This window comes from Streptomyces sp. NBC_00454 (assembly GCF_041434015.1).
In the GTDB taxonomy this organism is placed as follows: domain Bacteria; phylum Actinomycetota; class Actinomycetes; order Streptomycetales; family Streptomycetaceae; genus Streptomyces.
In genome coordinates this window covers 4,943,862-4,966,444 of record NZ_CP107907.1, presented here as the reverse complement: position 1 = coordinate 4,966,444, position 22,583 = coordinate 4,943,862, and the positions used below count along the sequence as shown (strand labels likewise).

Genomic DNA, 22,583 nt, shown 5'->3' with positions numbered 1-22,583 from the left:
CGCATTACCAACTGTAGCGATGGAGGTGGGCTATTGGCCACCTGCTCGCGGAGAATGGTCCCCCCGTGGATACCGGGACCTGTCACACGGCACACTGCACACATGCCACCAAGGACCTCGCCGACCGAACGGCAGAAGCGACTGGGCTCCGAGCTGCGCCGGATGAGGCTGGCGGCAGACGTGTCCGCCGAGTCCGCCGCCGGACTCCTCGGCCTGGACCGCTCCAAGATCTCGGCCATCGAGCAGGGCAACCGGGCCATCAGCGAGGAGCGGCTCCGATCCCTGGCCTGCCACTGCGACTGCGCGGACGAGCGGTACATCGACGCCCTGGTCGCCATGGCACGGCCGCAGAAGCGCGGTTGGTGGGAGCGCTACCGCGGCTCGCTGTCGGCCGCGGTGCTCGACATCGCCGAGCTGGAGGCCCACGCGACCCGCATGAGGTGCGCGCACTCGATGCACGTCCCGGGATTGCTCCAGACCAGCGATCACGCCCTCGCCGTCTTCCGGTTCGTCGTGCCCGCCCTCCCGGAACAGGAAGTCGCCCTGCGCCTGGCCCACCGACTGGAGCGCCAGCAGGCGCTCGTGGGCGACTCGACCCCCGAGTACGTCGCGGTCGTGCACGAGGCCGCGCTGCGCATGCGGTTCGGCGGACGCAAGGTCGCCCGGGCACAGCTGGAGCACCTGCTCCACGCCTCCGAGCGGGACAACGTCACGCTGCGCGTCCTGACCTTCGAGGCCGAGGGGTTCCCGGGCGCCGGGCAGACCGTCAACTACCTGGAGGGGGCGGTCCCACAGCTCGACACCGTGCAGATCGACAGCACGCACGGCGCCGAATTCCTGCACACCGAAGCACAGCTGTCCAAATACCGTGCCCAGTTGGACTGGATGGAACAGCTCAGCCTGCCTCCCGACCCATCACGGGAGTTCATCCACAACCTGGCTCGCGAGCTCTGAGGGGGACAACGATGGCTGACATCGACTGGGAAGACGCCTTCTGCGGCGAGGGAGCGAGCTGCTACCGGATCGGGGTGGACGGGGACGGCAACAGCTACATCACCCTCTCCGGCCAGGAGGACACGTACCTCACCGACAGCCGCGAGGCCCTGCAACAGCTGATCCGGGACATCAAGGCCGGCAAGGCCGACCACCTGCTGTAGGCGCCGGGCGCCCGGCCTCCCGTCCCCCGGGGGTCTGGGGTTCTGGGGTTCAATGGGGCACGTTCGCAAGGTGGGGCGGAGTGTCCCGGGGCGACGGGGGAGAGTGGCTGTGCGCGTTCTTGCGGGCCGGTACGAGCTGACGGCGTTCGTGGGCCGGGGCGGCATGGGGGAGGTCTGGGCGGGCCGGGACCGGGTGATCGACCGCCACGTCGCGGTCAAACTCCTGCCCCACAACCAAGGCGACCCCAGCGGCGCCGAGTTGTTCTTCCGCGAGGCGCGCACCGCGGGCGGCCTCAACCACCGCGGCGTCGTCACCGTCCACGACATGGGCCAGGACCCGGCCGACGGAACGCTGTTCCTGGTCATGGAGTACATCGAGGGCCGGGACCTGGCGGCGGTGCTGCGCCAGGACGGCACTCCCCCGGTGGCCGACGCCGTCGGGTGGGCCGCCCAGGGCGCGGCCGCGCTGGCCGCCGCCCACGCGGCGGGCATCGTGCATCGGGACCTCAAGCCCGCCAACCTGATGCTCACCACGGGCGGCGAGATCAAGATCCTGGACTTCGGGATCGCCCGCTACATGGCGGCCAGCGACAAGTCCAGCAAGGTCATGGGCACGCTCGCCTACATGGCGCCCGAACGCTTCGACGAGCAGAGCGGGGACGCCCGCTCGGACCTGTACGCGTTCGGCTGCGTCCTGCACGAACTCCTCACCGGCAGCACGCCGTTCGAGGCCACCGGGCCGGTGGCAATGATGACCGCCCACCTCAACAAGGCCCCCGCCGCGCCCGGCACGCTCCGCGCGGACGTCCCGGCCGCACTCGACGCCCTGATCCTGAGCCTCCTGGCGAAGTCCCCCCAGGACCGCCCGGCCTCCGCCTCCGAGGTCCACGACGCCCTGCGCGCCCTGCACGTCCCGGCCGCGGCGCCCGTCACACCCCTCCCCCTCGACGTGGCCGACCTGCCCGCGGAACCCCCCGCCGGGTTCGGCCCCTCACCCGACCCCCTCCACAGCCTGGCCACCGAGACGGCGGCGGCGCCCCCGCCCGGGCCCCCGCGCCCCATCGCCACGGCGAAGGCCGAAGACCCCGTAGCGACGAAGGAAGAGGACAGCAAGCCACCCCAACACCCCTCCCGCAGGCAGGCGTTGTGGCTCGGCCTCGGCGCGGCCGCGGTGGTGGCGGCCGGCACCACGGCCGCGCTGCTCTCCCGGGACGGCAACCACGGCACACCCTCCGCCGGACCCGGCAGCAACACGGGGGCTCCCTCGGGCGGGAAGCCGAGTCCCGGACCGCGCGGCTGGCGCTTCGAAGCGAAGACCGTCCTGCCGACGCCCCCGGTCCTGTCGTCCGGCACGCTCCGCTTCACCGACGGCTATACGATCTACGGCTTGGACGCGCTCACCGGGACGGAACAGGCGCAGGTCAAATTCACGCGCGAGGTGGGCGAACTCACGGTGGCCGACGGCATGCTGTATTTCGGCGACTCCGACGGCACACTGCACGCGCGCAGCGGCAGCGAGAGGTGGACGTTCGCCGCCGGGGACTACATCCCCGGCCGGCCCGCCGTGGCCAGGGAGAGGGTCTTCTTCGGCAGCAAGGACGGGAAGGTCTACTGCCTCGACACCAACTCTGGCCGGGAGGTCTGGAACTTCCCCACCGGAGACAAGGTCTTCTGCGCCCCGACCGTGGCCGAAGGCACGGTCTACATCGGCGTCGCAGGCACCGAACCGGGCCTGTACGCCCTGGACGCGGTGAACGGCGCCCGAAGGTGGGCGTTCCGCGAGGGGGGCCAGTACTTCAAGACCGCTGCGGTGGCCGACGGCCTCGTCTTCGCCACCGCCAATGACGACAGCCTCTACGCCGTGGACGCCGCCACCGGCACCAAGAAGTGGTCCGTGTCCCTCAAGCGCGGGGCGGACACCGACTCCTGGTTCCGCCCCTCACCCCCGGTCGTCGCTTCGGGCACCGTCTTCGTGGGTGGCGGCGACAAGAGCCTCCACGCACTGGACGCGAAGACGGGCACCAAGAAGTGGACCTACGACATCAACGGCCCCTTCATCCCCTCCACACCGACCGTGGCGGACGGCAGGGTGTACGTGGCCGACCTGGAAGACATGTACGGAACCGTCTACGCCCTCGATGCGACCGACGGCTTCCAGAAATGGACGGTCCGAACCGGCGCCAAGGTACACGCCCAAAACCGGTGGAACGCCCCCCTCGTCGCCAACGGCCTGGTCTACGTCACGAACGAAAACGGCGTAGTGGCCATCAACGCCACCTCCGGAGACCTCCCCGCCTGACCCCGAAAAAGGGACGGGCCCACACGACTTCACATCCGTACACTGCTGCGAGACGCACGGCGGACGAGGAACAGGAGGTGGTACCGGTGAAGCTTGCCGAGGCACTTGCGGAACGCAAGGACACGACGCGGCGCGTGGAACAACTGCGGGCGCGCGTGGTCAGCAACGCGCGGTACCAGGAGGGCGAACCGCCCTCCGAGGACGCGGCACAGCTGCTGGCCGACGCCGGCGAGGCGATGGACACCCTGGAGTCCCTGATCCGGCGGATCAACCGCACCAACGCCACCATCGACATGGGCCCGGACGGCACCCTCACCGACGCGCTCGCACGCAGGGACGTACTGCGGCTGCGCCACTCGGTGGTCACGGCGGCGGCGGACGCGGCGGCGGGTACGGGCGAACGGGGCTACGGCCGCCAGCTGCGCTCGGAACTGGTGACCCTCTCGGCGCTACCGGTCGCGGACCTGCGCGGCCAGGCGGACGTCCTCGCGCGGGAGATCCGCGAACTCGACGTGCGCATCCAGCGCACGAACTGGGAAGCCGACCTGCTGGACTGAACGGGGTCCGCCCGTCCGTCCGGCAGGACGGGGTCATGTGGAGCAGGTAGTCGCTTCGGAGGCGAGCACAAACCGAGGGCCGGCGGTTTTTTCCGACCCACTCTTGGTGTGTGAAGAGCAACGCGGGGGTTCGAGTCCCCATTGACAGTGCAGCTCAGCACGGCACACAAGTAACAGTGCACAACACACGGCACATCACCACGTGCAGATCCGAAGCGGTGAGGGCGGGTTCGGGGCTCTCCACACGACCTCTTCCGGCGGTCGCGGTCGACATCACATCCCGTCGACGGCGACCGCCGGTTCTGCTTTGCACCCCGAGACCCGAAGCCCTACTGGCCGGAGCCGCGCGGGAAGGTGATCTCGACCCGGCGGTTCTTCTTGCGGCCTTCCTCGGTGCCGTTGTCGGCGATCGGGTAGTCCTCGCTGTAGCCGCGCACGTCGAAGACGACACTGGGATTCGTCACGGTCTTCGCCAGCTCTGCCTGTACGGCGTCGGCGCGCTTCTTGGAGAGCTCCTTGCCGTGCTCGTAGCTGCCCTGGTCGTCCGTGAAACCGAAGACGCGGACGCGGGTGGCCTTCTGCGTGTTGATCTCTTGCGCGATGGCCTGTATCCGCGCGGCCGCCTGGGCGTTGAAGATCGCACTGTCCTCCGGGAACATCACCTCGGACTGCAGCGCCATCATGACGGTCTGGTTCGTCTCCTGCCGCCGCTGCTCCCCTCCGAGGTCCTCGACCACCTCGGCGATGTCCAGCACCTTGATGGGCGCGAGGGTGCCGCCTTGGGGGATCTTGAGCCCGGGGGCGTTGGGGTCCAGCTGCACGGGAGCGGCTGCTGACGGCTCTGTTCCGGGAGGTACGGACGGCGTGACGTCATCTGCGGATGCGGCAGTGGCACCGATCAAATGCGCCCCGGCGATGACGAGGCCGATGACGGTTGCGGCGGCGGTGCTGCGACGTTTGGTCATGGGGTCACCCGGAGATTTTGACGGTCGCCGTAGCGAAGGTCGGGAGGCTGAACTCAACCTCACTGGTGGAGGCAGGCGGTGCCGGGAACTGCGCGAAGAAGGGGACTGTCTGGCCGGCATCGACGCTGGAGATTCCCGTCGTGCACAAGCACCTGGACTCGGTATCCCGAAGTACGTAGTAGCGCTTCTTACCCACCTTGTCGACCAGAGTTGCCCCCGCTACAGACTCTCCGCTCCCCTTCAGTTCAATCCCACGCCAGTCCGATGTGCGCGTGAACGACTCACTGCCCGTGTTCTTGATCTGCCCGCTGACAGTGAGGAAGCCACCGGGATCCCTGTGAACCGAATTGATCGTCAGAGTCATGCCGGCCTGTCCAGCGAGCGTGGCAATCACCTCGGTCGGCTCTGAGCTCTGCCCCTTACTCGGAGCAGGCCCCTGAGTTCCCGCCCCTTGCGACTGCGGCGGCGAAGACTGCTCAGGAGTCTTCGTCTTGTCGCCACCACTACCACCGCACCCGGACAACGTGAGGGCCAAGACCGCTGCAACCACAACGGCCGCTCCCCCGCGGACCTTCACCGTTTGCCGCATGCTCATGTGTGCTGCTTCCTTGTCTGTCGTTCACTGTCAATCGGTCAGTCGCACATCGAAGAGACTTCTGCCCAACGTGCGCCACGGATCCGGTTTCGAAGGGTCGAAGGTGACTTCCTTCCCTCCCTTGCACGCGATCTTGATGGGACCGGGCTGCGCAGCGCCGTCGGCAGGCAAGGGCTGCACAAGATGACAACGGGGTTCGATCACCGCAGTGGCATTGGCTGTCCCGTGCATGGTCTCGGTTCCCGGGATCACCGACTTTCCCACGGTGCCGTCCGTCTGCACTGCGACCGAAAAGCTGAGTGGTGACGGGTCGCAGGTCGCTTTGGCGCCATTCCTCTCGGCGAAGTTCATCGCCTCCGTACAGGCACCCGCCGTGTAGAAGAGTTTGCCGTTGAGGATGTCCTCCCAGTCGCCCGGCCGGAGATCCACAAGGACCACGCCAGGCACTAGGTGATCCCTGGCTTCCCGGGCAGCCGCCAGTGCCGCCGCGTCAGCAGCACCTTGCGCATCGCTGCGCGTCACCGCTGCCTGACCAATGACGAAGAATGCCAGGGCAGCAAAGAGCAGGCCCGCCACCATCACCACGTAGATGGGGAAGGCCTGCCCACGATCACGCCCATGCTCCACGCGCGTCGTCATTAGCCGGCTTTGATGTTCTTCACCGCATCCTTGATTCGCGTGGTGATCTCCGAGCCGACACCAGAACCGACAATCGCTCCGATGATCACCACGACCACCAGGATGATGCCCAGGTATTCGAAGGCCGTCTGCCCCCGGTCCGTGGCCGCATACCGCTTGCGCGTCCGCGTGACGGCCGTGTCCATCCATCCACTCACGCGGATCTTGGTCTGAACGGTTGCCTTCAGCAGCGTGCTGTGTGACATGAGGGATCCCTCCCGGTCGGGTGCCGCTGGTGGTTTGCGGACGGTACGCCGAGTTACCACTCGTTACCAAGGGTCCCGGGGCCCAATTACGGACCCACTGCGCACTCCGTCTACCCATGGCCACTCACCCCTGGACGGGCCGTTCCCAGCCAGCGCGCTATCGCCTCGCTTCGCGTCGAGCTCTGCAGCTTGGCGAAGATGCGGTTGATGTGGTTCTTGACCGTCTTCTCGCTGATGAAGCACGTGGCGGCGATCTGCTGGTTGTTCATCCCCGACGCGATGAGTTCCATGACCTCCACCTCCCGCGAACTGAGCCCGAAGGCAACCGAGTTGTGCAGACGCTCAGAAGACTGTGCCACAGTTCGTTGCGGTTGCGAAGAGGTCCGCAGCTCCGCGAGCAACGTGCTCGCCGCCGATGGCGTGAAATGGGGGCGGCCTTCGCGGACGTCCCGGACCGCTCGGATCAGGTCATCGGGGGTGAACTCACCGTGGACCAGGTAGCCGCCCGCGCCCAAGAGCAACGCCTCTCGGACGATTTCCGACTCCCGGCTGTAGGTGAGCATCAGGACCGGGGCCAGCCGCACCAGGTGCGGGAGGGCCGAGATGCCGTCCACCCCCGGCATGCGGACGTCCAGCAGGACGACCTCCGGGGCGTGCAGTCGGGTCAGCCGCAGCGCCTCGCGGCCGTCCGCGGCTTCGGCCACCACCTCGATGCCTTCGGTCGCCGTAAGCAAAGCGGTCAGGCCGGCTCGGACCACCGGGTTGTCGTCCGCGATGAGGACGCGCAGCACAGTAGACATCACGCACCGCCGTCCAGCGCCGCCAGCGGCAGGTCCAGGCGGACCCGGCAGCCCGCGCCGCCCGTGCCGGGACCGATGTGCAGGCGGGCGCCGATCGCGGCCGCGCGTTCCGTCATGCCGAGCAGTCCGAAGTGGCCCCCGCGTGCGAGTGAGGGGAGGTCCGCAGCGCCCCCGCCCCCGAGGCCGAGGCCGTCGTCCTCCACCGTCAGGGTGAGGTGGGTGGGGTCGGCGGCCAGGGAGACCCGGACACGCGCCGGCCCCGCGTGGCGGCGCGCGTTCTCCAGGGCCTCCGAAGCCACCGCCAGCAGGTGTCGGGCCACCGCGGCCGGGACCGCCGGGAGGACTCCCGTCGTGCGGAGCTCCGCGCCTTCCGTCAGGCGGCGGAGTTCCGGGAGCAGCGACACCCCGGGGGTGTCCAGGTCGCGCCGCAGGTCCGTCAGCAGGGCTCGCGACTCCGCCGCGGCGGTACGGGCGGCCGCCGACAAGGCTTCCGCCTGGCCGCGGAGCGTCGACGGGTCGGTGGTGCGGGCCAGGGCGTCCGCGGTCAGGGCCAGGCCGTGCAGGGTCTTCGACACCGAGTCGTGCATCTCCCGGGCCAGGTGGTCGCGCTCCGCGCGGATGGCTTCGGTGACCGCCAGGCGGGCCCGGGTCTCGGTCAGGGCCTGGCTCGCCGCGCCGAAGCGGAAGAGGAGGTCGCGCAGGCAGGACCCCGCGGCCCCTGCGAGGAGGCAGAGGGCCGGAAGGGTCAGCGTGTGGGCCAGGGCAGCTACCGCGACCGCCTGGGCGGCCGCGTAGACCGCCGAGCCGCGCCACCCGTAGACCAGCCCGGCCAGCAGTGGGGTGCACAGGGAGACGAAGCCGAGGGGGGACTCGGGGGTGGCCGTGATCAGGAGGAGGGCGCTGAGGCCCATGTCCGCCGCCAGGAGCCAGCGGTGGCGCAGGAGCAGCGGGCCGAAGCGTTCCCAGTCGCGGAAGAGGACGTAGGACAGCATGAAGGTGAGGACGATCGCGCCGGCGACCAGGTAGGTCGGGGCTCCGGGTGCCGTCCGTGCCAGGGCCAGGGGTGCGCCCAGGGCGATCATCACCAAGCGGAACGCGAAGACCTGGCGGCACAGCGCCCGGAGCGCGTTCACCTGGAGGGTCGGGGAGGGGGGCAGGGCCGTGGGCGCCGGCAGCGCGTAGTCCAGTACCGCCATGGTGGTCACCCGCCTCCGAACAGGGCGCCGAAGTCGACGTTCGCGCCGTAGACGAACCCGCACACCAGCAGGATCAGCGTGCCCGGCAGCATGAACGTCGTGACGGCGAACGTGGCCTTCGGGACCGCCCGGGCCGCCCGCCGGCGGGCGTTCTGCGCATCCGTGCGGCGCATGTCCTCGGCGATCGCGATCAGTGTCTCCACGATCGGGGAGCCCAGCTCCTCGCCCTGCTGGAGGGCGGTGACGAACTGCGCCACCTGCTCGGAGTCGTTGCGGCGGCGCAGCTCGTCGAAGGCCTGGCGGCGGCTGACTCCCATGTCCATCTGTTGGAGGGTGATGCGGATTTCGTCCGCCCACGGGCCCTCGTACTTGTCCGCCACCCGGGCCAGGGCCTGGCGGAAGCCGAGGCCCGCGCTGACCACGACCGCGAGGACGTCCAGGAAGTCGGGGAGCGTGCGCTCGATGTGGTCGCGGCGGATGCGGACCGCCGACCACAGGCCGACCTCGATCCAGAACAGTCCGAAGGCCACCATGAGGAGGGCCGGGACCAGTTGGCCGTTGAGCAACATCGCGAAGGCGCCGAGGGCGCCCAGGAACCCGTACACCGCGCGGCGGGCCGCGTAGCGGTCGATGGTGAGGCCCGCCGGGTTGCCCGCCGAGTCGATCTGGCGGCGTTTGCGCGCCACTCGGGCGGGGCCCATCAGGCGCAGGACCAGCGGCGCGTAGCGGATGCCCATCCGGTCGATGGCCGAGCCGACGGCCGTCGTACGGGTGGCGCCGACCTCCAGGGCCAGGGCGAGGTCGGTGGGGAGTTTGGTCTCGGCGCGGTAGAGGCGGACGCCATGGAAGATCCCGAAGACGGAGAGGCCCACCACGACGGCCAGGAGCAGAGCGATCACGGTTTCAGGCTCCTCACACGTCGATCTTCGACATACGGCGGATGAGGACGAATCCCAGGGTGAAGAGGCCGATCGACACCAGGACGGCCGTCTGGCCGATGAAGGCCCCGGTCATGCGGTCCAGGGCGCCCGGCATCATCGCGTTCACCAGGAGCAGCGAGCCGAGCCCGATCGCCGGGACCAGGTACGCCGTCGCCGTCACCTGGGAGAGCTGGGTGCGGACCTCGCGCCGGGTCTCCTTGCGCTGTTCCAGGGTGACCGTGAGGTTGCGCAGGCTGCCCACGATCGCCCCGCCCGCCCGCGCCGACAGGACCAGGGTGGAGACCAGGACGACCAGCTCCCGGGAGGGCAGGCGTTCCGTGAGCTCGCTCAGCGACTCCTCGATGGAGTGGCCGATGGCCAGGCGGTCGGCGACACGGGTCAACTCCTCGCCCGCCGGGGCTTCGAGCTCCTCCGCCGCGACGTCGATGGCCGTGCGCAGGGCGAGGCCGGCCTGGGTGGCGTTGGCCAGGATGCGGGCCAGTTCGGGGAGTTGGCTGATGAAGCGTTCGGTGCGGCGGGTGCGCTGCCAGGTGAGGAAGGCGTTGGCCGACCAGAGGCCGATGGCGCCCGCGACCGGGCCGAAGAAGGGGGCCAGGAGGGAGGCGGCCAGGAGCCAGACCGCCGCGACCGAGGCGAGCATGTAGGCGAAGAACTCCCCCGGGGTCACGTCCAGTCCGGTGGTGGCCAGCTTGATCTCGATGCGCTTGCCCAGCTGCGTGCGCCGCAGCCGGCGGTCCAGGGAGCGGAAGCGGCGTACGCGGCCGAGCGGCTCGGGGGCTCCGCTCGCCGAGAGCCGGTCGATGAGGGCGGCGCGCTGGGCGCGGCCCTTGGAGTAGGCGTGGACGCCCCAGATCACGAACAGGCAGGAGAGCAGGGTGGCGGCGAGGGTGAGGGAGACGTAGGGGTTCACAGGGCGGGCCCGCCGATCGTGCGCGGCATGGTGATGCCGGACGTGAGTGGGTCTTCGGGCAGGGCCACGCCGAAGGCCTGCGGGATCGGCTGGCTGTTCATGTAGAGGCGGTCCGCGATGCGGCGCGGCAGGGGGTAGTAGGCGAAGTAGCCCTGGACGCGGGTGTCCGCGCCCATCGGCTGGGGGACGAAGCGGCAGACCGGGATGATCCGGAACGGTTCGCGGCCGTGCGAGTCGAGGATGGAGATCTCGGTGATGCGGCGCGTGCCGTCGCCGAAGCGGGTCAGCTGGACGACGACGTTGACGGCGCTGTTGATCTGGTCCTGGAGCGCCTCGAAGGGGATCTCCACCTCCGACATGGAGGCGAGGGTCTGGAGGCGCATCAGGGCGTCCTCCGAGCTGTTGGCGTGGACGGTGGCCAGGGAGCCGTCGTGGCCCGTGGACATCGCCTGGAGCATGTCGAGGGTCTCGCCGCCGCGGACCTCGCCGACGATGATGCGGTCGGGGCGCATGCGCAGGGAGTTGCGGACGAGGTCGCGGATGGTGATCCGGCCCTTGCCCTCCACGTTCGCCGGGCGCGATTCGAGGCGGATCACGTGCGCCTGCTGGAGCTGGAGCTCGGCCGAGTCCTCGATGGTGATGATCCGCTCGCCCTCCGGGATCAGGCCGGAGAGGGCGTTGAGGAGGGTGGTCTTGCCGGTGCCGGTGGCGCCGGAGACGATCACGTTCATCTTGGCCGCCACCAGCCCGGACAGCAGCAGGAGCATGTGCTCGTCCAGGGAACCCAGGCCGACCATCTCGTGCAGGGTGAAGGCCCGGGGGAAGCGGCGGATCGTGAGCGTGGCGCCCGTCAGGGACAGCGGCGGAATGATGACGTTGACGCGCTCGCCGCTGGGCAGACGGGCGTCGACCATCGGATTGGCCTCGTCCACACGGCGGTTGACGGTGGAGACGATGCGCTCGATGGTCTGCATCAGCTGGTCGTGCGAGGCGAAGCGCAGCGGGAGCTGCTCCACGCGGCCGGAGCGCTCCACGAAGATCTGGTCGGGCCCGTTGACCATGATCTCGGAGATGGTCGGGTCCTCCAGTAGCGGTTCGAGCACGCCGAGGCCCAGGGCCTCGTCGACGACGCGGCGGATCAGCTGGGCGCGCTCGGCGGTGGACAGGACCGGGCCCTCGCGGCTGATGATGTGGCCCAGTACGCGCTCCAGGCGCGCCCGGCGCTCGGCGGGCGCGAGCGCGGACATCTCCGCGAGGTCGATCTCCTCCAGCAGCTTGGCGCGGTACGAGGAGACCAGCCGGCCGTCCTCGCGGGGGCTGTGGCGGTCGTCGGGCGTGTTGACCCGGGAACGCAGGCTCATGGTCAGGGTCCCTTCGGGTCGTCGTTGGGCATGACGGCGGTGGCCGTCGCCGGGTCGGGGTTGAGCCCGGGGATGATCGAGTTGATCTTGATGGTCACCCGTGCGGTGACGGTGTCGGCGTTCTTGGTCACGCTGATGTCGGCGCCCAGCCCCTCCCGGACGGCCGCCTGACCCGCCGCCGCTCCGCCCGAGCCCATGTGGGCCTCGACGCGGGCCGCCGTCCGCGCCGCCGTCTCGGCCTGCTGGTGGACGTACGCGACCCAGCCCAGCTGGATGGCGCACAGCGCGACGAAGAGGAGGATGGGGACGAAGCCGATGTACTCGATGGCCACTTGGCCCCGGTCGGCGCGCTCCCGACTTCTGCGGTTCATGGTGACTCCCTCTCCATCGCCGCGCCGGCCGTGCCGTCGATCGAGCCGAAGCCGAGCCCGGGGTACAGGACGGGGATGTTGAGGGTGACGGTCGCCTTGTAGAGGTCCCCGGACGCACCGCAGTCCACGGACATGTTCCAGGCTCCCCCGATGTACTTGCCCGCCGCCGCCCGGCACTCCGCCGCCCCCTTCACCGCACCCGCCCGCGCCGCCTCGTCCGCCGCGTTCCCGGCCAGCGAGAAGGCGTAGCCGATCAGCACGCACTCCCACACCGCCGCGACGAGCAGCAGGATCAGCGGCACGGTACCGACGAACTCGACGGCCACCTGGCCCCGGTCACCCCAACCCCGGCGACCCCGTCTCCGCGGCAGCGGCCCCCGCACCGATCAGCCCTCCCGGCCGCGCCGCAGCCACGGCCCGAGCGCGCCCCGGTCGCCGCCGCGCAGCCGCGCCACCGGCCCGGAGGCCCGTACGGCCACGGCCGCGCCCGGCTGCTCGGCGGGCGCGGCGGCGCCGGGCGCACCCGGGGCCTCGGGCGCCGTCAGCAGGCCCAGTTCCCCGGCCACCGCCCACAGCGCCTGCTTCACCGTCGAGCGGTTGTCCAGGTCCTGGACCCGGCCCGCGTCCACGACCGCCTGGAGCTCCTTGAAGGCGGCCGGGACCGGGGTGCGTACGGCCCGGGTCTTGGTGATCTTCTCGATCAGGGAGGGCTGGATCTCGGTGTTCTTGCTCCAGCGGTTGACGAGCATCGCCGTGTCCTCCGCCTTGCGGACCTGGAGCCGTTCCCACATCCGGACCATCCGCTTGGCCGCCCGGACCGCGACCACGTCCGGGGTGGTGACCAGCACCGCCACGTCGGCCGTCTCCACCGCCGCCGCGTTGGCTCCGGTGACCTGGGTGCCGCAGTCGATGACGACGACCTCGTAGCGGGCGCGCAGGGCGGCGATCACGTGCCGGGCGGCCCGGTCGTCGACCTCCTCGCCCCGTTCGCCGTCCGCCGGGGCGAGCAGCAGCGCCAGCCCGGTGCGGTCGTCGTAGACGGCGTCCTGCAGGACGCGCGGGGAGATGTCCTGGATGCCGGCGAGGTCGGCGATGGAGCGCCGGAACTGCACGTCGAGGTACGAGCCGACGTCGCCCGCCTGGAGGTCCATGTCGACCAGGGCGGTACGCCGCCCCGCGGCGGCCGCGGCCAGCGCGAACTGCACGGCCGCGAAGGTGGCACCGACTCCGCCCTTGGCCCCGGTGACCGTGACGACCTTGCCCCCGGGGCCGGTGGGCAGCTCCGGGCCCCGGCCCAGGTGGCGGCGTACGCCCACGGACCACTGGGCGGCGGCCTGGACGCGGGCCGCGAGTTCCTCGTAGGCCAGCGGCAGGCCGATCAGGCCGCGCGCGCCCGAGTCCATGGCGGCGGAGAAGAGCGCGGGGCTCGCGTCCGAAGTGACCAGGACGACCCCGACCGCCGGGAAGCGCAGGGCGACCTCGCGGATGAGCTCCAGAGCCGGGAGCGGACCGATCCGCTCGTGTACGAGGACCACCTCGGGCAGTTCCTCGATCGACTCGGTGGCGAGCCGGCCGAGCATCTCGAGGAGGAAGGTGGAGTCGGCGACGGCCGCGGCGGGCTCGGCGCCCGGGAGCTGGCTGAGGAGGGTGGCGATGACGCGGGCGGCTTCGGGATCGCCGACCGCGGGCAGGATTCGGGTGGTCATCGGACTTCCTTCGTGGAAACGCCCTGCTTCAACTGAGTGGTGGGCCCTTCGGGTCGGGCGGCGTAGGCGTAGCCGTCGGCTCGTTGGATGATGCGGAAGTACGTGTGACCGATGCCTTGGATGAGGCCGTGTGCGGTTTTGATGTTGAAGCTGCCGGTGGCGCGGACAGCGACGCGGCCCGTGTGAGTGCCGGTCTTCTTGCCCGTGGGGACGACGGCGCAGGCGAGGTCGCCGGTCTGGTAGCCGAAGAACTGCTTCTGCCTCGGTCGGCGGAGACGGGGGAAGCCGTACTTGTCTGGGCTGGTGCGGGTGTAGGTGCCACGCCCGGTCGCGGTGACCGCGAGGATGCGGGCCGGGGTACCTCTGACAGTGTCGAGGTGGCCGACGCACAGAGCGTCGAGGGTGTGGGTCTTGGTCAGGCCGGCACGCTGCCGGTTCCATTTGGTGCGGCCCCCCGACGCGGTCTGCACCATGGGGAAAGCCGCGTCGAGGGCACGCCACAGCGCCCAGCGGGTGGCGTTGACGACTGCCGCGTCGCAGAGCGGGGCTTTGGCCTGGGCGAGGATGCGGGCCAACAGGCTCGGGGACTTCTTGAGGAAGCCATCGACCAGCTGGTTGGACTTCTTTTCATTGCAGGGCACGCAGGCAATGGTCAGGTTGGAGATACGGTCGCTGCCTCCGCGTGAGCGGGGGTGGATGTGGTCGATATTGAGAGGCACTCCGGTGGCGCCGCAGTAGGCGCAGGCCCTCCCCCACTTGGCCAACAGGTACTCGCGGGCTTCTGTGCCCTGCAGGGTGCCGTGCTGGTACTCGGCCCCCTCCAGCGGTCCGCCGTGGGACATGGCATGCGTATCGAACGCGACTCGTTCCACATGAACGGCGCGGACGGGTGCCCACCGTGCGAGCCGTGCCGTCCACGACATAGTGGTATCCACACGGTGACGCAGTGACGGTGCCAGCCAGCCCTTGGGGCGGGTGCGGTTGGAGAAGCGGGGTGCGCGGTAGCGCAGGTTCCGTGTGCGCCGACCCCGCCGGTAAGCGGCACGAGCGGTGAGCTTGTCCCGGATGGCTCCGCCTCGGTGGGTGAGTTCGACCGCGTACAGGCCGCGGCGGTTCCCATCCTTCGCGGAGAAGACGGCGATACCGGTGTGCTTGGAGCCGGGGTCGATCCCCATTTCCACACCGTCCACCTGGGATTCGGAGACCGTGCGGTCCTTGAGGCGGATCACGAACGGAGTGTGCCGGGCCACGACCGCCCGGCCTTGGTCGAGGAGCTTGCGGGCCCTGGCGGGTGCGGTCGGCTGCAGCGGGTTGCCGTGCCTGTCCAGGACGAACACGACGGGGTGGCCTTCACGGGCCTTCTCCCCAACCTCGCGGCTGGGGGTGACGCCACCGATGCCAGGTGAAGCATCAGCAGTCTCCCCTCGCACATGTACCGCGCCGGGTGCCTTACGGCGTTCGGGTCCCGTTTCGTCCCCGATCCGGGGGGTGTCTGCTGACTCGAATTCCAGAGCCAACTGCTGAGGAAGCACAGGTGGGTGGGTCTTCCGTCCTACGCGATACGTAGCCAACTTCGTTCACCTCCAATATTCGTTGTTGGCTGGTGCTGGTAACGGCGGCGATCAGCCAGCGCGACCGATAGCCCCCTGTTTCAGGAGGAAGATCCCGTTACCTGTCCCCTTCGAGGGTGTAGAAGTGGTCGCCCGGGCTGGGCGTCGAGTCGGTGCCGGGGGCCACCAGGGCGAGGCGCACGTGCTCCGCGAAGGACTCGGCGTAGGCGACGCGCTCGGTGTCCTTGGTGCTCAGGGCGAAGGTGATCGGGACGGCCTCGGCCGGGCCCTTCTTGTCGCTGTCCTTGTCCAGGGGCGTGAGCCGGCCGACGTTGATGACGCGGGCGTTGGCCACCATGACCACGGCCACGTCGGGGTCGGTGGGCTTCTTGCCCTTGAAGGTGCCCAGGATGTTGACCTTGGCGCCGGGGGTGATCTTGCCCGCCACGCCGGTGGACGCGTCGATCATGATGGCGATCTCCTGTTCGCCGGCCTGGAGCTTGGGCCGGTCGACGAACATGTCGCTCTGGAGCAGCGAGCCCTGCTTCAGGGCGGTGAGCGCCATCTTGTCCTTGAGCTGGCCGAGGTCGGTGACGGCGGTGTCCGACAGCCACCGCTTGGGGACCGAGACCTGCTCGAACTGGCCTGCCGCCAGCGGGGTGTACGGGGCTATGTCGCTCTTGACCCGGTACGCGACGACCTCGGCCCCGACCTTGGAGTTGACGTCGCCGATCAGCACCAGGACCCCACCGAAGGCGGCGAGGGCGCACAGGACCGACAGGATCAGCAGGATGACGCCGCGGCGCTGGCGTGAGTTCATGGCGGACTTACCTCGCCGTTCTTCAATCGTTCGGGCCGGTCAGAGTCTGGATCTGGATCTGGGGCGGAGCTGCGCGGCGGGAGCCGTCGGCGGGGGCGGCGCGGTGAGCGGAGCGGCGCAGAAGCCGCAGCGGTCGCCGATGAGTTCGAGGCCGCACCAGCGGCATTCGTCGCGGCGGACCGAGGCGACGAGCTGGTAGAGGACCGCGGGGTCCGGGATGGCGGCGGCGAACTCGACCAGCTTGGGCGTGGCCCACCAGGCGGCCGAGTCGGCCGGCAGCGGGTTCTCCATGACCCCCTGGACCTTCCAGGCGGGGGCCAGTTCGGAGACCACCCAGTCGGAGGCGAGCTGGCCGCGGGCGAAGGTGAGGTGGGTGGCGAAGTCCGGGCCCGCGGGCAGGGCCCCGCCGCCGTGCGCGCCGCCGGATCCCGAGCCCAGTTTGACGAGGTACGGGGCCGGGTTCGCCAGGACGGCGAACTGGGCGTTCGGGGCCCAGGACTTGGCGTGCGCCTTGAGTCCGACCGGGACCCGGTCCAGCTTGGCGACCGTGCCGAGCAGCGCGCCGGCGTAGATGTAGTGGGCGAGCAGCCGGGCGGCGGAGGCGAGGACTCCGGGGCTGAAGTCGCAGACGCTGAGCTGGCGCAGCTGACGTACCAGCAGGGCGGTCGCCAGCGGCGGGAGATCGATGTCGACCAGCGCGATCCGGTCGGTTTCCAGGATGGCCCGAACGGTGTGCAGGCGCCGGGCCTCGGAGGCGGGCAGCCAGGTGGGTACGAGGACCACGAGATGGCCGTGCCGCTCCAGCAGGGCGGCCGTCTGCGCGAGTGCGCCCTCCAGGTCGAGCTCGTGCGGCGGCGCCAGCACGGCGGCCGCCGGAGTGTGCCGGTCCGGGGCCGGCAGCATCAGATCGGCGCTGGTGACAGCAATGGCGGTCGGCACGCGCATCCCCCCGTTCACCCGGTACTCCACGGGCGTTCCCCTGACCGCGGTGCGTGCGCGCATGCTGCGCGACCGCAAACGATCAACACCCTTCCCCCTTGCCCCAGCACCATATCCGCGTCCTTCCTGACAGGGCAGGGCCTTGCGAATTCCCGTGCCTCCGGCACGTGTCACAGGTGGCGGGAAAACCGGACAACCGGGAGCGGAAGGGGCCGGGCCGTCCGATCGGTTCAAGCCATATTGCAAACACCCTTGACAGGAGCATTGGACTAGACCAACTTGGCGGCGGGGCACCCCACATGCCCTCTGACGCGCACCTCACATCCCCAACTCCCCCCACGGAGCCCACGTGAACCGCATACGCTCCCTCGCCCTCCTGGGCGCGGCCACCCTGACCGCCGGCGGCCTCACCGCGCTCGCCACCGGCACCGCGCAGGCCGCCGACGTGAACGTCGTCCGCAACGGAGGCTTCGAGTCCGGCCTCTCCAACTGGACGTGTACCTCCGGCAGCGGCGCCGTCGTCTCCTCCCCCGTCTTCGCGGGGTCCGCCGCGCTCAAGGCCACCCCGGCGGGCCAGGACAACGCCCAGTGCAGCCAGACCGTCACGGTCAAGCCGAATTCGACGTACACGCTGAGCGAGCAGGTCAACGGCTCGTACGTGTACCTCGGCGCGACCGGGACCGGCACCCAGGACGTCTCCACCTGGACCCCCGGCACCGGCGGCGGCTTCCAGAAGCTGTCCACCACCTTCACCACCGGCGCGAGCACCACGCAGGTCACCGTCTGGACGCACGGCTGGTACGGCCAGCCGGGCTACGTGGTCGACGAGTTCAGCGTCTTCGGTCCCGACGGCGGCGGTGGCACGGATCCCGCCCCGACCGTTCCCGGCGCCCCGGCCGGCACCGCCGTTTCCGGCCAGAGCTCCAGCGGGCTCACCCTTTCGTGGAACGCCGTCACCGGCGCCACCGGCTATTACGTGTATCAGGACGGCGTCCGCGTGCAGACCGTGACCTCGGGCACCTCCGCCCAGATCACCGGGCTCGCCGCGTCGACCTCGTACTCCTTCCAGGTGAGCGCGTACAACGCGGCCGGCGAGGGCACGAAGGCGGCGGCCGTCACCGGCACCACCACGAGCGGCGGGGGCGGCAACCCGAACCCGAACCCGGCGGTTCCCAAGCACGCGCTGACGGGCTACTGGCAGAACTTCAACAACGGCGCGACCGTCCAGAAGATCTCCGACGTGTCCTCCCAGTACGACATCATCGCCGTCTCCTTCGCCGACGCCACGAGCACGCCGGGCGCCATCGCCTTCAACCTCGACTCGGCCGGCCTCGGCGGCTACACGGTCGCCCAGTTCAAGGCCGACATCGCCGCGAAGAAGACGGCCGGCAAGTCCGTCATCCTCTCCATCGGCGGCGAGAAGGGCACCATCACGGTCAACGACTCGGCGTCCGCGAACAACCTCGCGAACTCCGCGTACGCGCTGATGCAGGAGTACGGCTTCAGCGGCATCGACATCGACCTGGAGAACGGCCTCAACCCCACCTACATGACCCAGGCGCTGCACTCGCTCGCTTCGAAGGCCGGCTCCTCCTTCGTCCTGACCATGGCCCCGCAGACCATCGACATGCAGTCGACCCAGGGCGGCTATTTCAAGACGGCGCTGGCCGTCAAGGACATCCTGACCGTCGTCAACATGCAGTACTACAACAGCGGCTCGATGAACGGCTGCGACGGCAACGTCTACTCCCAGGGCACGGTGGACTTCCTCACCGCGCTGGCCTGCATCCAGCTCGAGGGCGGCCTCGACCCCTCGCAGGTGGGCATCGGCGTCCCGGCCTCCCCGAGCGGCGCGGGCAGCGGCTACGTCTCCCCGACCATCGTGAACAACGCGCTGGACTGCCTGACCAAGGGCACGAGCTGCGGGAACTTCAAGCCGTCCAAGACGTACCCCGCACTGCGCGGGGCGATGACCTGGTCGACCAACTGGGACGCCAAGGCGGGCAGCGCTTGGTCCAACGCGGTGGGCCCGAAGGTCCACAGCCTGCCGTAGGGGCTCGCGGCCTGCCGTAGGCGGTAGGTGTGTGGGGATGAGCGGACACCGGGATTTTTGGCTGGTTTGTAATTCTTGACCCGGACATGCCACGAGAGCACGCTGTGCGCGTCCGCACGGCTACCCCCACACTCCCACCCAGGAGAACGCATGCGGCTCCACCACCGCCGAAGGGCCGCCGTCACGGCGGCCCTTCTCGCACTCGCGCTCGGCGCACCCGCCTACGGCCTGAGCGCGACGGCAGCCCCACCGCCCAGCCCGTCCACCGCCACCCAGGACGAGTCGATCGTCCAGTACGAGATCCAGGGCCCGGCCACGGCGGCCGAACGCACCGCCCTGCTCCGCACCGGCGCCTCGATCGACGAGGTGGACGCCCGCTCGGTCGTCGTCAGCGCCGACACCGCACAGGCCAGAAGCCTGCGCGCGCTCGGCTACAAGCTGACCGCCCTGCCCGGACCGCCGGACCGCTCGGAGGGCCGCGGCGTCGCCACCGGCGTCGCCGACTTCCCTTCGGCGGACTCGAATTACCACAACTACGCCGAGGCGAACGCGGAGATCGACCAGCGCGTCGCCCAGTACCCCTCGATCATGAGCAAGCAGGTCATCGGGAAGTCGTACCAGGGCCGGGACATCGTCGCCATCAAGATCAGCGACAACGTCGGCACCGACGAGAACGAGCCCGAGGTCCTCTTCACCCACCACCAGCACGCGCGCGAGCACCTGACGGTGGAGATGGCCCTGTACCTGCTCAAGGAGTGGGGCTCCAAGTACGGCACCGACGCGCGCATCACCAACATGGTCAACAGCCGGGAGCTGTGGATCATCCCGGACCTCAACCCGGACGGCGGCGAGTACGACATCGCGAGCGGCTCGTACCGCTCGTGGCGCAAGAACCGCCAGCCGAACACGGGCTCCTCGGCCGTCGGCACCGACCTGAACCGCAACTGGGACTACAAGTGGGGCTGCTGCGGCGGCTCCAGCTCCAGCAAGAGCTCCGAGACCTACCGGGGTCCGGCCGCCGCGTCGGCGCCCGAGGTCAAGGTCGTCTCGGACTTCGTACGCAGCCGCGTGGTCGGCGGCAAGCAGCAGATCAAGGCCGCCATCGACTTCCACACGTACAGCGAGCTCGTGCTGTGGCCGTTCGGGTGGACGTACAACGACACGGCGCCCGGAATGACCGCGGACGACCTGGCCGTGTACAAGAAGATCGGCACCAGCATGGCGGCCAGCAACGGCTACACGCCGGAGCAGTCGAGCGACCTGTACATCACGGACGGGACGATCGACGACTGGCTGTGGGGCAACCAGAAGATCTTCGCCTACACCTTCGAGATGTACCCGACGGACTCCGGGAGCAGCGGCTTCTACCCGCCGGACGAGGTCATCGACCGCGAGACCTCGCGGAACAAGGACGCGGTGCTCCAGCTGCTGGAGAACGCGGACTGCATGTACCGCTCGATCGGCAAGGCCGCGCAGTACTGCTCGTAGCGGCCGGGCTGCTCCGGCGGCCGGGCCGCTCGTAGCGGCCGGATCCGCCTGAGCCGGGGCGCCCCACCGCCAGGGGGGCGCCCCTTCGCCGTCCGGCCCCGCCGGGTCTAGCCCTTCTTCGCTTCCCCGGCGTTGCGCCAGATCGTGAGGTCGAGGGTGATGTAGCGGGTCTCCTCCTTGCCGCCCTTGCGGCCGTGGAAGGTCGCCACCGCGATGTGTCCGGCCTTGCTCAGCACGCAGACCTGCGAACCGTCCGTGAGCTCGTCGAGCCCGACCTTCTCGGTGAAGCGGGTCACGGTGCGGCAGGTCTCCAGCGAGCCCTTCTCCGAGTTGTTCAGCAGGACCAGCTTCCCGTTGTCGCTGCCGAACTTCTCGTCGCCGAAGAGGGTGTCCCGGTAGTAGTAGAGGTCCGCCTTGCCGTAGAGGACGCCCGCACCGCTCGCGTCCTCGGCCGGGCGCGGCGGGTTGTCCGCGAGCATCACCTGGTAGTTCTGGGGCACTTCGATGCCCTGGTAGGAGACCGGCTGCGGGTCGGCCGGCTTCTGCGCTCCGCCCGCCGAGGCGCTCCCGCTCGACCCGCTGCCCGGCTTCCCCGAGGCACTGCCCTTGTCGGAGTCCGGCAGCAGGGACCCGATGACCGCGAGCCCGATGACCGCGGCCACCACGGCTCCGGCCACGATCAGCCCGGTCCGCTTGGGGCGGGGCTGCGGGGGCATCCCGGGCGCGAACCCCTGGGTGTGGAAGGGCGGCGGCGTGCCGTGGCCGGTCGGGTACGTGGGCTGCGCGTAGTGGGGCTGCGGGGGCTGGGGCTGCGGGTACGAGGGCTGCGCGGGCTGCTGCGGGTACGAGGGCTGCGCGTACGGGGCCTGCGGCCGGTAGCCCGGCGGCACCGAACCCGGCGCGGGCTGCGCCGGAGCGGCCTGCGTGGGCGCGGCGTGCGGAGGCGCGTCCGACAGCGAGGTCGGGGTGTACCCGGACCCCGGCGGCGGGGTCGGCGCCTGGGTGGGCTGGTGCGGCGGCGGGGTGGGGGCCGGTGCGGGCAGCTGCTGCTGCCGCTCCGTGAGGGACCCGGCGACCGCCCGCGGAAGCCAGTCCTCCCCCTGGCGCAGGGGGGTTTCGGAGGCCGCGTTGCACAGCTCGATGATCTCGGCCAGGGTCGGGCGGTCGGCCGGGTCGCGGCTGAGGCACCGGGTCACCACGGGCCGCAGCTCCTCGGGCAGCCCGCTGAGGTCCGGCTCCTCGTGCACGATCCGGTAGAGCACCGCGTGCGAGGGCCCGTCGCCGTAGACGGACGACCCGGTCGCCGCGAACGCGGCGATCTGGCCGAGGGCGAAGATGTCGGTGGCCGCGGTGACGGTACCCGCCGAGGCCTGTTCGGGCGCCATGAACGCCGGTGTGCCGATGGAGACGCCGGTGCTGGTCAGTGCGGTGCTGTCGGCCGCGCGGGCGATGCCGAAGTCGATGACGCGCGGCCCGTCGGAGGCGAGGAGGACGTTGGCGGGCTTCAGGTCGCGGTGGACGATGCCCGCGCCGTGGATGACGGTCAGCGCCTCCGCGACCCCGACGGTCAGCAGCAGCACGCTGCGCGGCGGCAGCGCGCCGTGCCGGGCCACGGCGTGCGCGAGCGAGGGCCCGGGCACGTACGCCGTGGCCAGCCAGGGCTGCGTGCCCTCGGTGTCCGAGTCGATGACCGGAGCCGTGTAGAGGCCCTGGACCCGCTCGGCGGCCCGCACTTCCTGCTGGAACCGGCGCCGGAACTCGGGGTCCTCCCCGAACTCGGACCGGATCACCTTGATCGCGATGGGCCGGCCGCCGGGCGTGTACGAGAGGTACACCTTGCCCATGCCGCCCGCGCCCAGTACGGCCGCCAGCCGGTAGCCGCCCACCACGGCCGGGTCGTCGGCCTTGAGCGGCTGGAAGAAATCGGCCGGAGGTGCTGTGCCCATCAGGAACCATCCCAGTGTTAGCGGCGATTCAGCCCCTGCCGACGC

The 22,583-nt window shown here is 70.3% G+C and carries 22 protein-coding genes; 6 read left to right on the top strand and 16 right to left on the bottom strand.

Features of this window, described 5'->3' with window-relative positions:
* The first annotated feature begins 102 nt into the window (after positions 1–102).
* The 4 genes from OHU74_RS23110 to OHU74_RS23095 all read left to right on the top strand — a co-directional run bounded on the left by OHU74_RS23110 (position 103) and on the right by OHU74_RS23095 (position 4,013).
* On the top strand, positions 103–954 hold the full coding sequence (locus OHU74_RS23110) for a helix-turn-helix domain-containing protein (protein ID WP_371617651.1): 852 nt from the start codon (positions 103–105) through the stop codon (positions 952–954).
* Between the two features lie 11 nt (positions 955–965).
* Positions 966–1,157, top strand: coding sequence for a hypothetical protein (locus OHU74_RS23105; RefSeq protein WP_371617650.1), 192 nt, complete (start codon positions 966–968; stop codon positions 1,155–1,157).
* 109 nt (positions 1,158–1,266) lie between these two features.
* Positions 1,267–3,456 (top strand): PQQ-binding-like beta-propeller repeat protein, encoded by a 2,190-nt coding sequence (locus tag OHU74_RS23100; RefSeq protein WP_371617649.1) that lies wholly within the window; start codon positions 1,267–1,269, stop codon positions 3,454–3,456.
* 86 nt (positions 3,457–3,542) lie between these two features.
* A complete protein-coding gene (locus OHU74_RS23095) occupies positions 3,543–4,013 on the top strand; it encodes a DIP1984 family protein (RefSeq protein ID WP_371617648.1) in 471 nt (156 codons plus the stop codon).
* A 329-nt stretch (positions 4,014–4,342) separates the two neighbouring features.
* Here the strand turns inward: OHU74_RS23095 and OHU74_RS23090 are convergent, their stop codons facing one another.
* The 15 genes from OHU74_RS23090 to OHU74_RS23020 all read right to left on the bottom strand — a co-directional run bounded on the left by OHU74_RS23090 (position 4,343) and on the right by OHU74_RS23020 (position 17,057).
* Entirely contained in the window at positions 4,343–4,978 is a 636-nt protein-coding gene (locus OHU74_RS23090; RefSeq protein WP_371617647.1) for an OmpA family protein, read from the bottom strand.
* 4 nt (positions 4,979–4,982) lie between these two features.
* On the bottom strand, positions 4,983–5,573 hold the full coding sequence (locus OHU74_RS23085) for a hypothetical protein (protein WP_371617646.1): 591 nt from the start codon (positions 5,571–5,573) through the stop codon (positions 4,983–4,985).
* Positions 5,574–5,603: 30 nt separating this feature from the next.
* The gene (locus OHU74_RS23080; RefSeq protein WP_371617645.1) at positions 5,604–6,212 is read right to left on the bottom strand and encodes a pilus assembly protein TadG-related protein; all 609 of its coding nucleotides are present in this window, start codon (positions 6,210–6,212) and stop codon (positions 5,604–5,606) included.
* Positions 6,212–6,457, bottom strand: a complete 246-nt coding sequence (locus OHU74_RS23075; protein WP_371617644.1) for a hypothetical protein — start codon at positions 6,455–6,457, stop codon at positions 6,212–6,214. Before OHU74_RS23075 ends, OHU74_RS23080 begins: the two co-directional genes overlap by 1 nt.
* Positions 6,458–6,567: 110 nt before the next feature.
* Positions 6,568–7,257 carry a response regulator gene (locus tag OHU74_RS23070; protein WP_371617643.1) on the bottom strand — a complete coding sequence of 230 codons (690 nt, stop codon included), beginning with the start codon at positions 7,255–7,257 and terminating at the stop codon, positions 6,568–6,570.
* Positions 7,257–8,453 (bottom strand): sensor histidine kinase, encoded by a 1,197-nt coding sequence (locus OHU74_RS23065; protein WP_371617642.1) that lies wholly within the window; start codon positions 8,451–8,453, stop codon positions 7,257–7,259. The genes OHU74_RS23070 and OHU74_RS23065 overlap by 1 nt, the downstream gene beginning before the upstream one ends.
* Positions 8,454–8,458: 5 nt before the next feature.
* Positions 8,459–9,349 carry a DUF5936 domain-containing protein gene (locus OHU74_RS23060; protein ID WP_371619775.1) on the bottom strand — a complete coding sequence of 297 codons (891 nt, stop codon included), beginning with the start codon at positions 9,347–9,349 and terminating at the stop codon, positions 8,459–8,461.
* A 16-nt stretch (positions 9,350–9,365) separates the two neighbouring features.
* Positions 9,366–10,304 carry a type II secretion system F family protein gene (locus OHU74_RS23055; RefSeq protein ID WP_371617641.1) on the bottom strand — a complete coding sequence of 313 codons (939 nt, stop codon included), beginning with the start codon at positions 10,302–10,304 and terminating at the stop codon, positions 9,366–9,368.
* Entirely contained in the window at positions 10,301–11,665 is a 1,365-nt protein-coding gene (locus OHU74_RS23050) for a CpaF family protein (RefSeq protein ID WP_371617640.1), read from the bottom strand. The genes OHU74_RS23055 and OHU74_RS23050 overlap by 4 nt, the downstream gene beginning before the upstream one ends.
* A gap of 2 nt (positions 11,666–11,667) precedes the next feature.
* The gene (locus OHU74_RS23045) at positions 11,668–12,036 is read right to left on the bottom strand and encodes a TadE/TadG family type IV pilus assembly protein (protein WP_371617639.1); all 369 of its coding nucleotides are present in this window, start codon (positions 12,034–12,036) and stop codon (positions 11,668–11,670) included.
* Positions 12,033–12,362, bottom strand: coding sequence for a TadE/TadG family type IV pilus assembly protein (locus OHU74_RS23040; RefSeq protein WP_371617638.1), 330 nt, complete (start codon positions 12,360–12,362; stop codon positions 12,033–12,035). Before OHU74_RS23040 ends, OHU74_RS23045 begins: the two co-directional genes overlap by 4 nt.
* Before the next feature lie 60 nt (positions 12,363–12,422).
* Positions 12,423–13,742, bottom strand: coding sequence for a CpaE family protein (locus OHU74_RS23035; RefSeq protein ID WP_371617637.1), 1,320 nt, complete (start codon positions 13,740–13,742; stop codon positions 12,423–12,425).
* Positions 13,739–15,079 carry an RNA-guided endonuclease IscB gene (gene iscB, locus OHU74_RS23030; RefSeq protein ID WP_371617636.1) on the bottom strand — a complete coding sequence of 447 codons (1,341 nt, stop codon included), beginning with the start codon at positions 15,077–15,079 and terminating at the stop codon, positions 13,739–13,741. The genes OHU74_RS23035 and iscB overlap by 4 nt, the downstream gene beginning before the upstream one ends.
* Positions 15,080–15,410: 331 nt before the next feature.
* Positions 15,411–16,112 (bottom strand): Flp pilus assembly protein CpaB, encoded by a 702-nt coding sequence (gene cpaB, locus OHU74_RS23025; RefSeq protein WP_371617635.1) that lies wholly within the window; start codon positions 16,110–16,112, stop codon positions 15,411–15,413.
* 39 nt (positions 16,113–16,151) lie between these two features.
* Positions 16,152–17,057: a hypothetical protein gene (locus OHU74_RS23020; protein WP_371619774.1), complete on the bottom strand. Its 906-nt coding sequence runs from the start codon at positions 17,055–17,057 to the stop codon at positions 16,152–16,154.
* A 343-nt stretch (positions 17,058–17,400) separates the two neighbouring features.
* Between OHU74_RS23020 and OHU74_RS23015 the strand changes: the two genes are divergently transcribed.
* Positions 17,401–19,104 carry a chitinase gene (locus tag OHU74_RS23015; RefSeq protein WP_371617634.1) on the top strand — a complete coding sequence of 568 codons (1,704 nt, stop codon included), beginning with the start codon at positions 17,401–17,403 and terminating at the stop codon, positions 19,102–19,104.
* A 150-nt stretch (positions 19,105–19,254) separates the two neighbouring features.
* Positions 19,255–20,592 (top strand): M14 family metallopeptidase, encoded by a 1,338-nt coding sequence (locus OHU74_RS23010; protein WP_371617633.1) that lies wholly within the window; start codon positions 19,255–19,257, stop codon positions 20,590–20,592.
* A 107-nt stretch (positions 20,593–20,699) separates the two neighbouring features.
* Here OHU74_RS23010 and OHU74_RS23005 read toward each other — a convergent pair whose 3' ends face one another.
* The gene (locus OHU74_RS23005) at positions 20,700–22,538 is read right to left on the bottom strand and encodes a serine/threonine-protein kinase (RefSeq protein WP_371617632.1); all 1,839 of its coding nucleotides are present in this window, start codon (positions 22,536–22,538) and stop codon (positions 20,700–20,702) included.
* Positions 22,539–22,583: the final 45 nt, after the last annotated feature.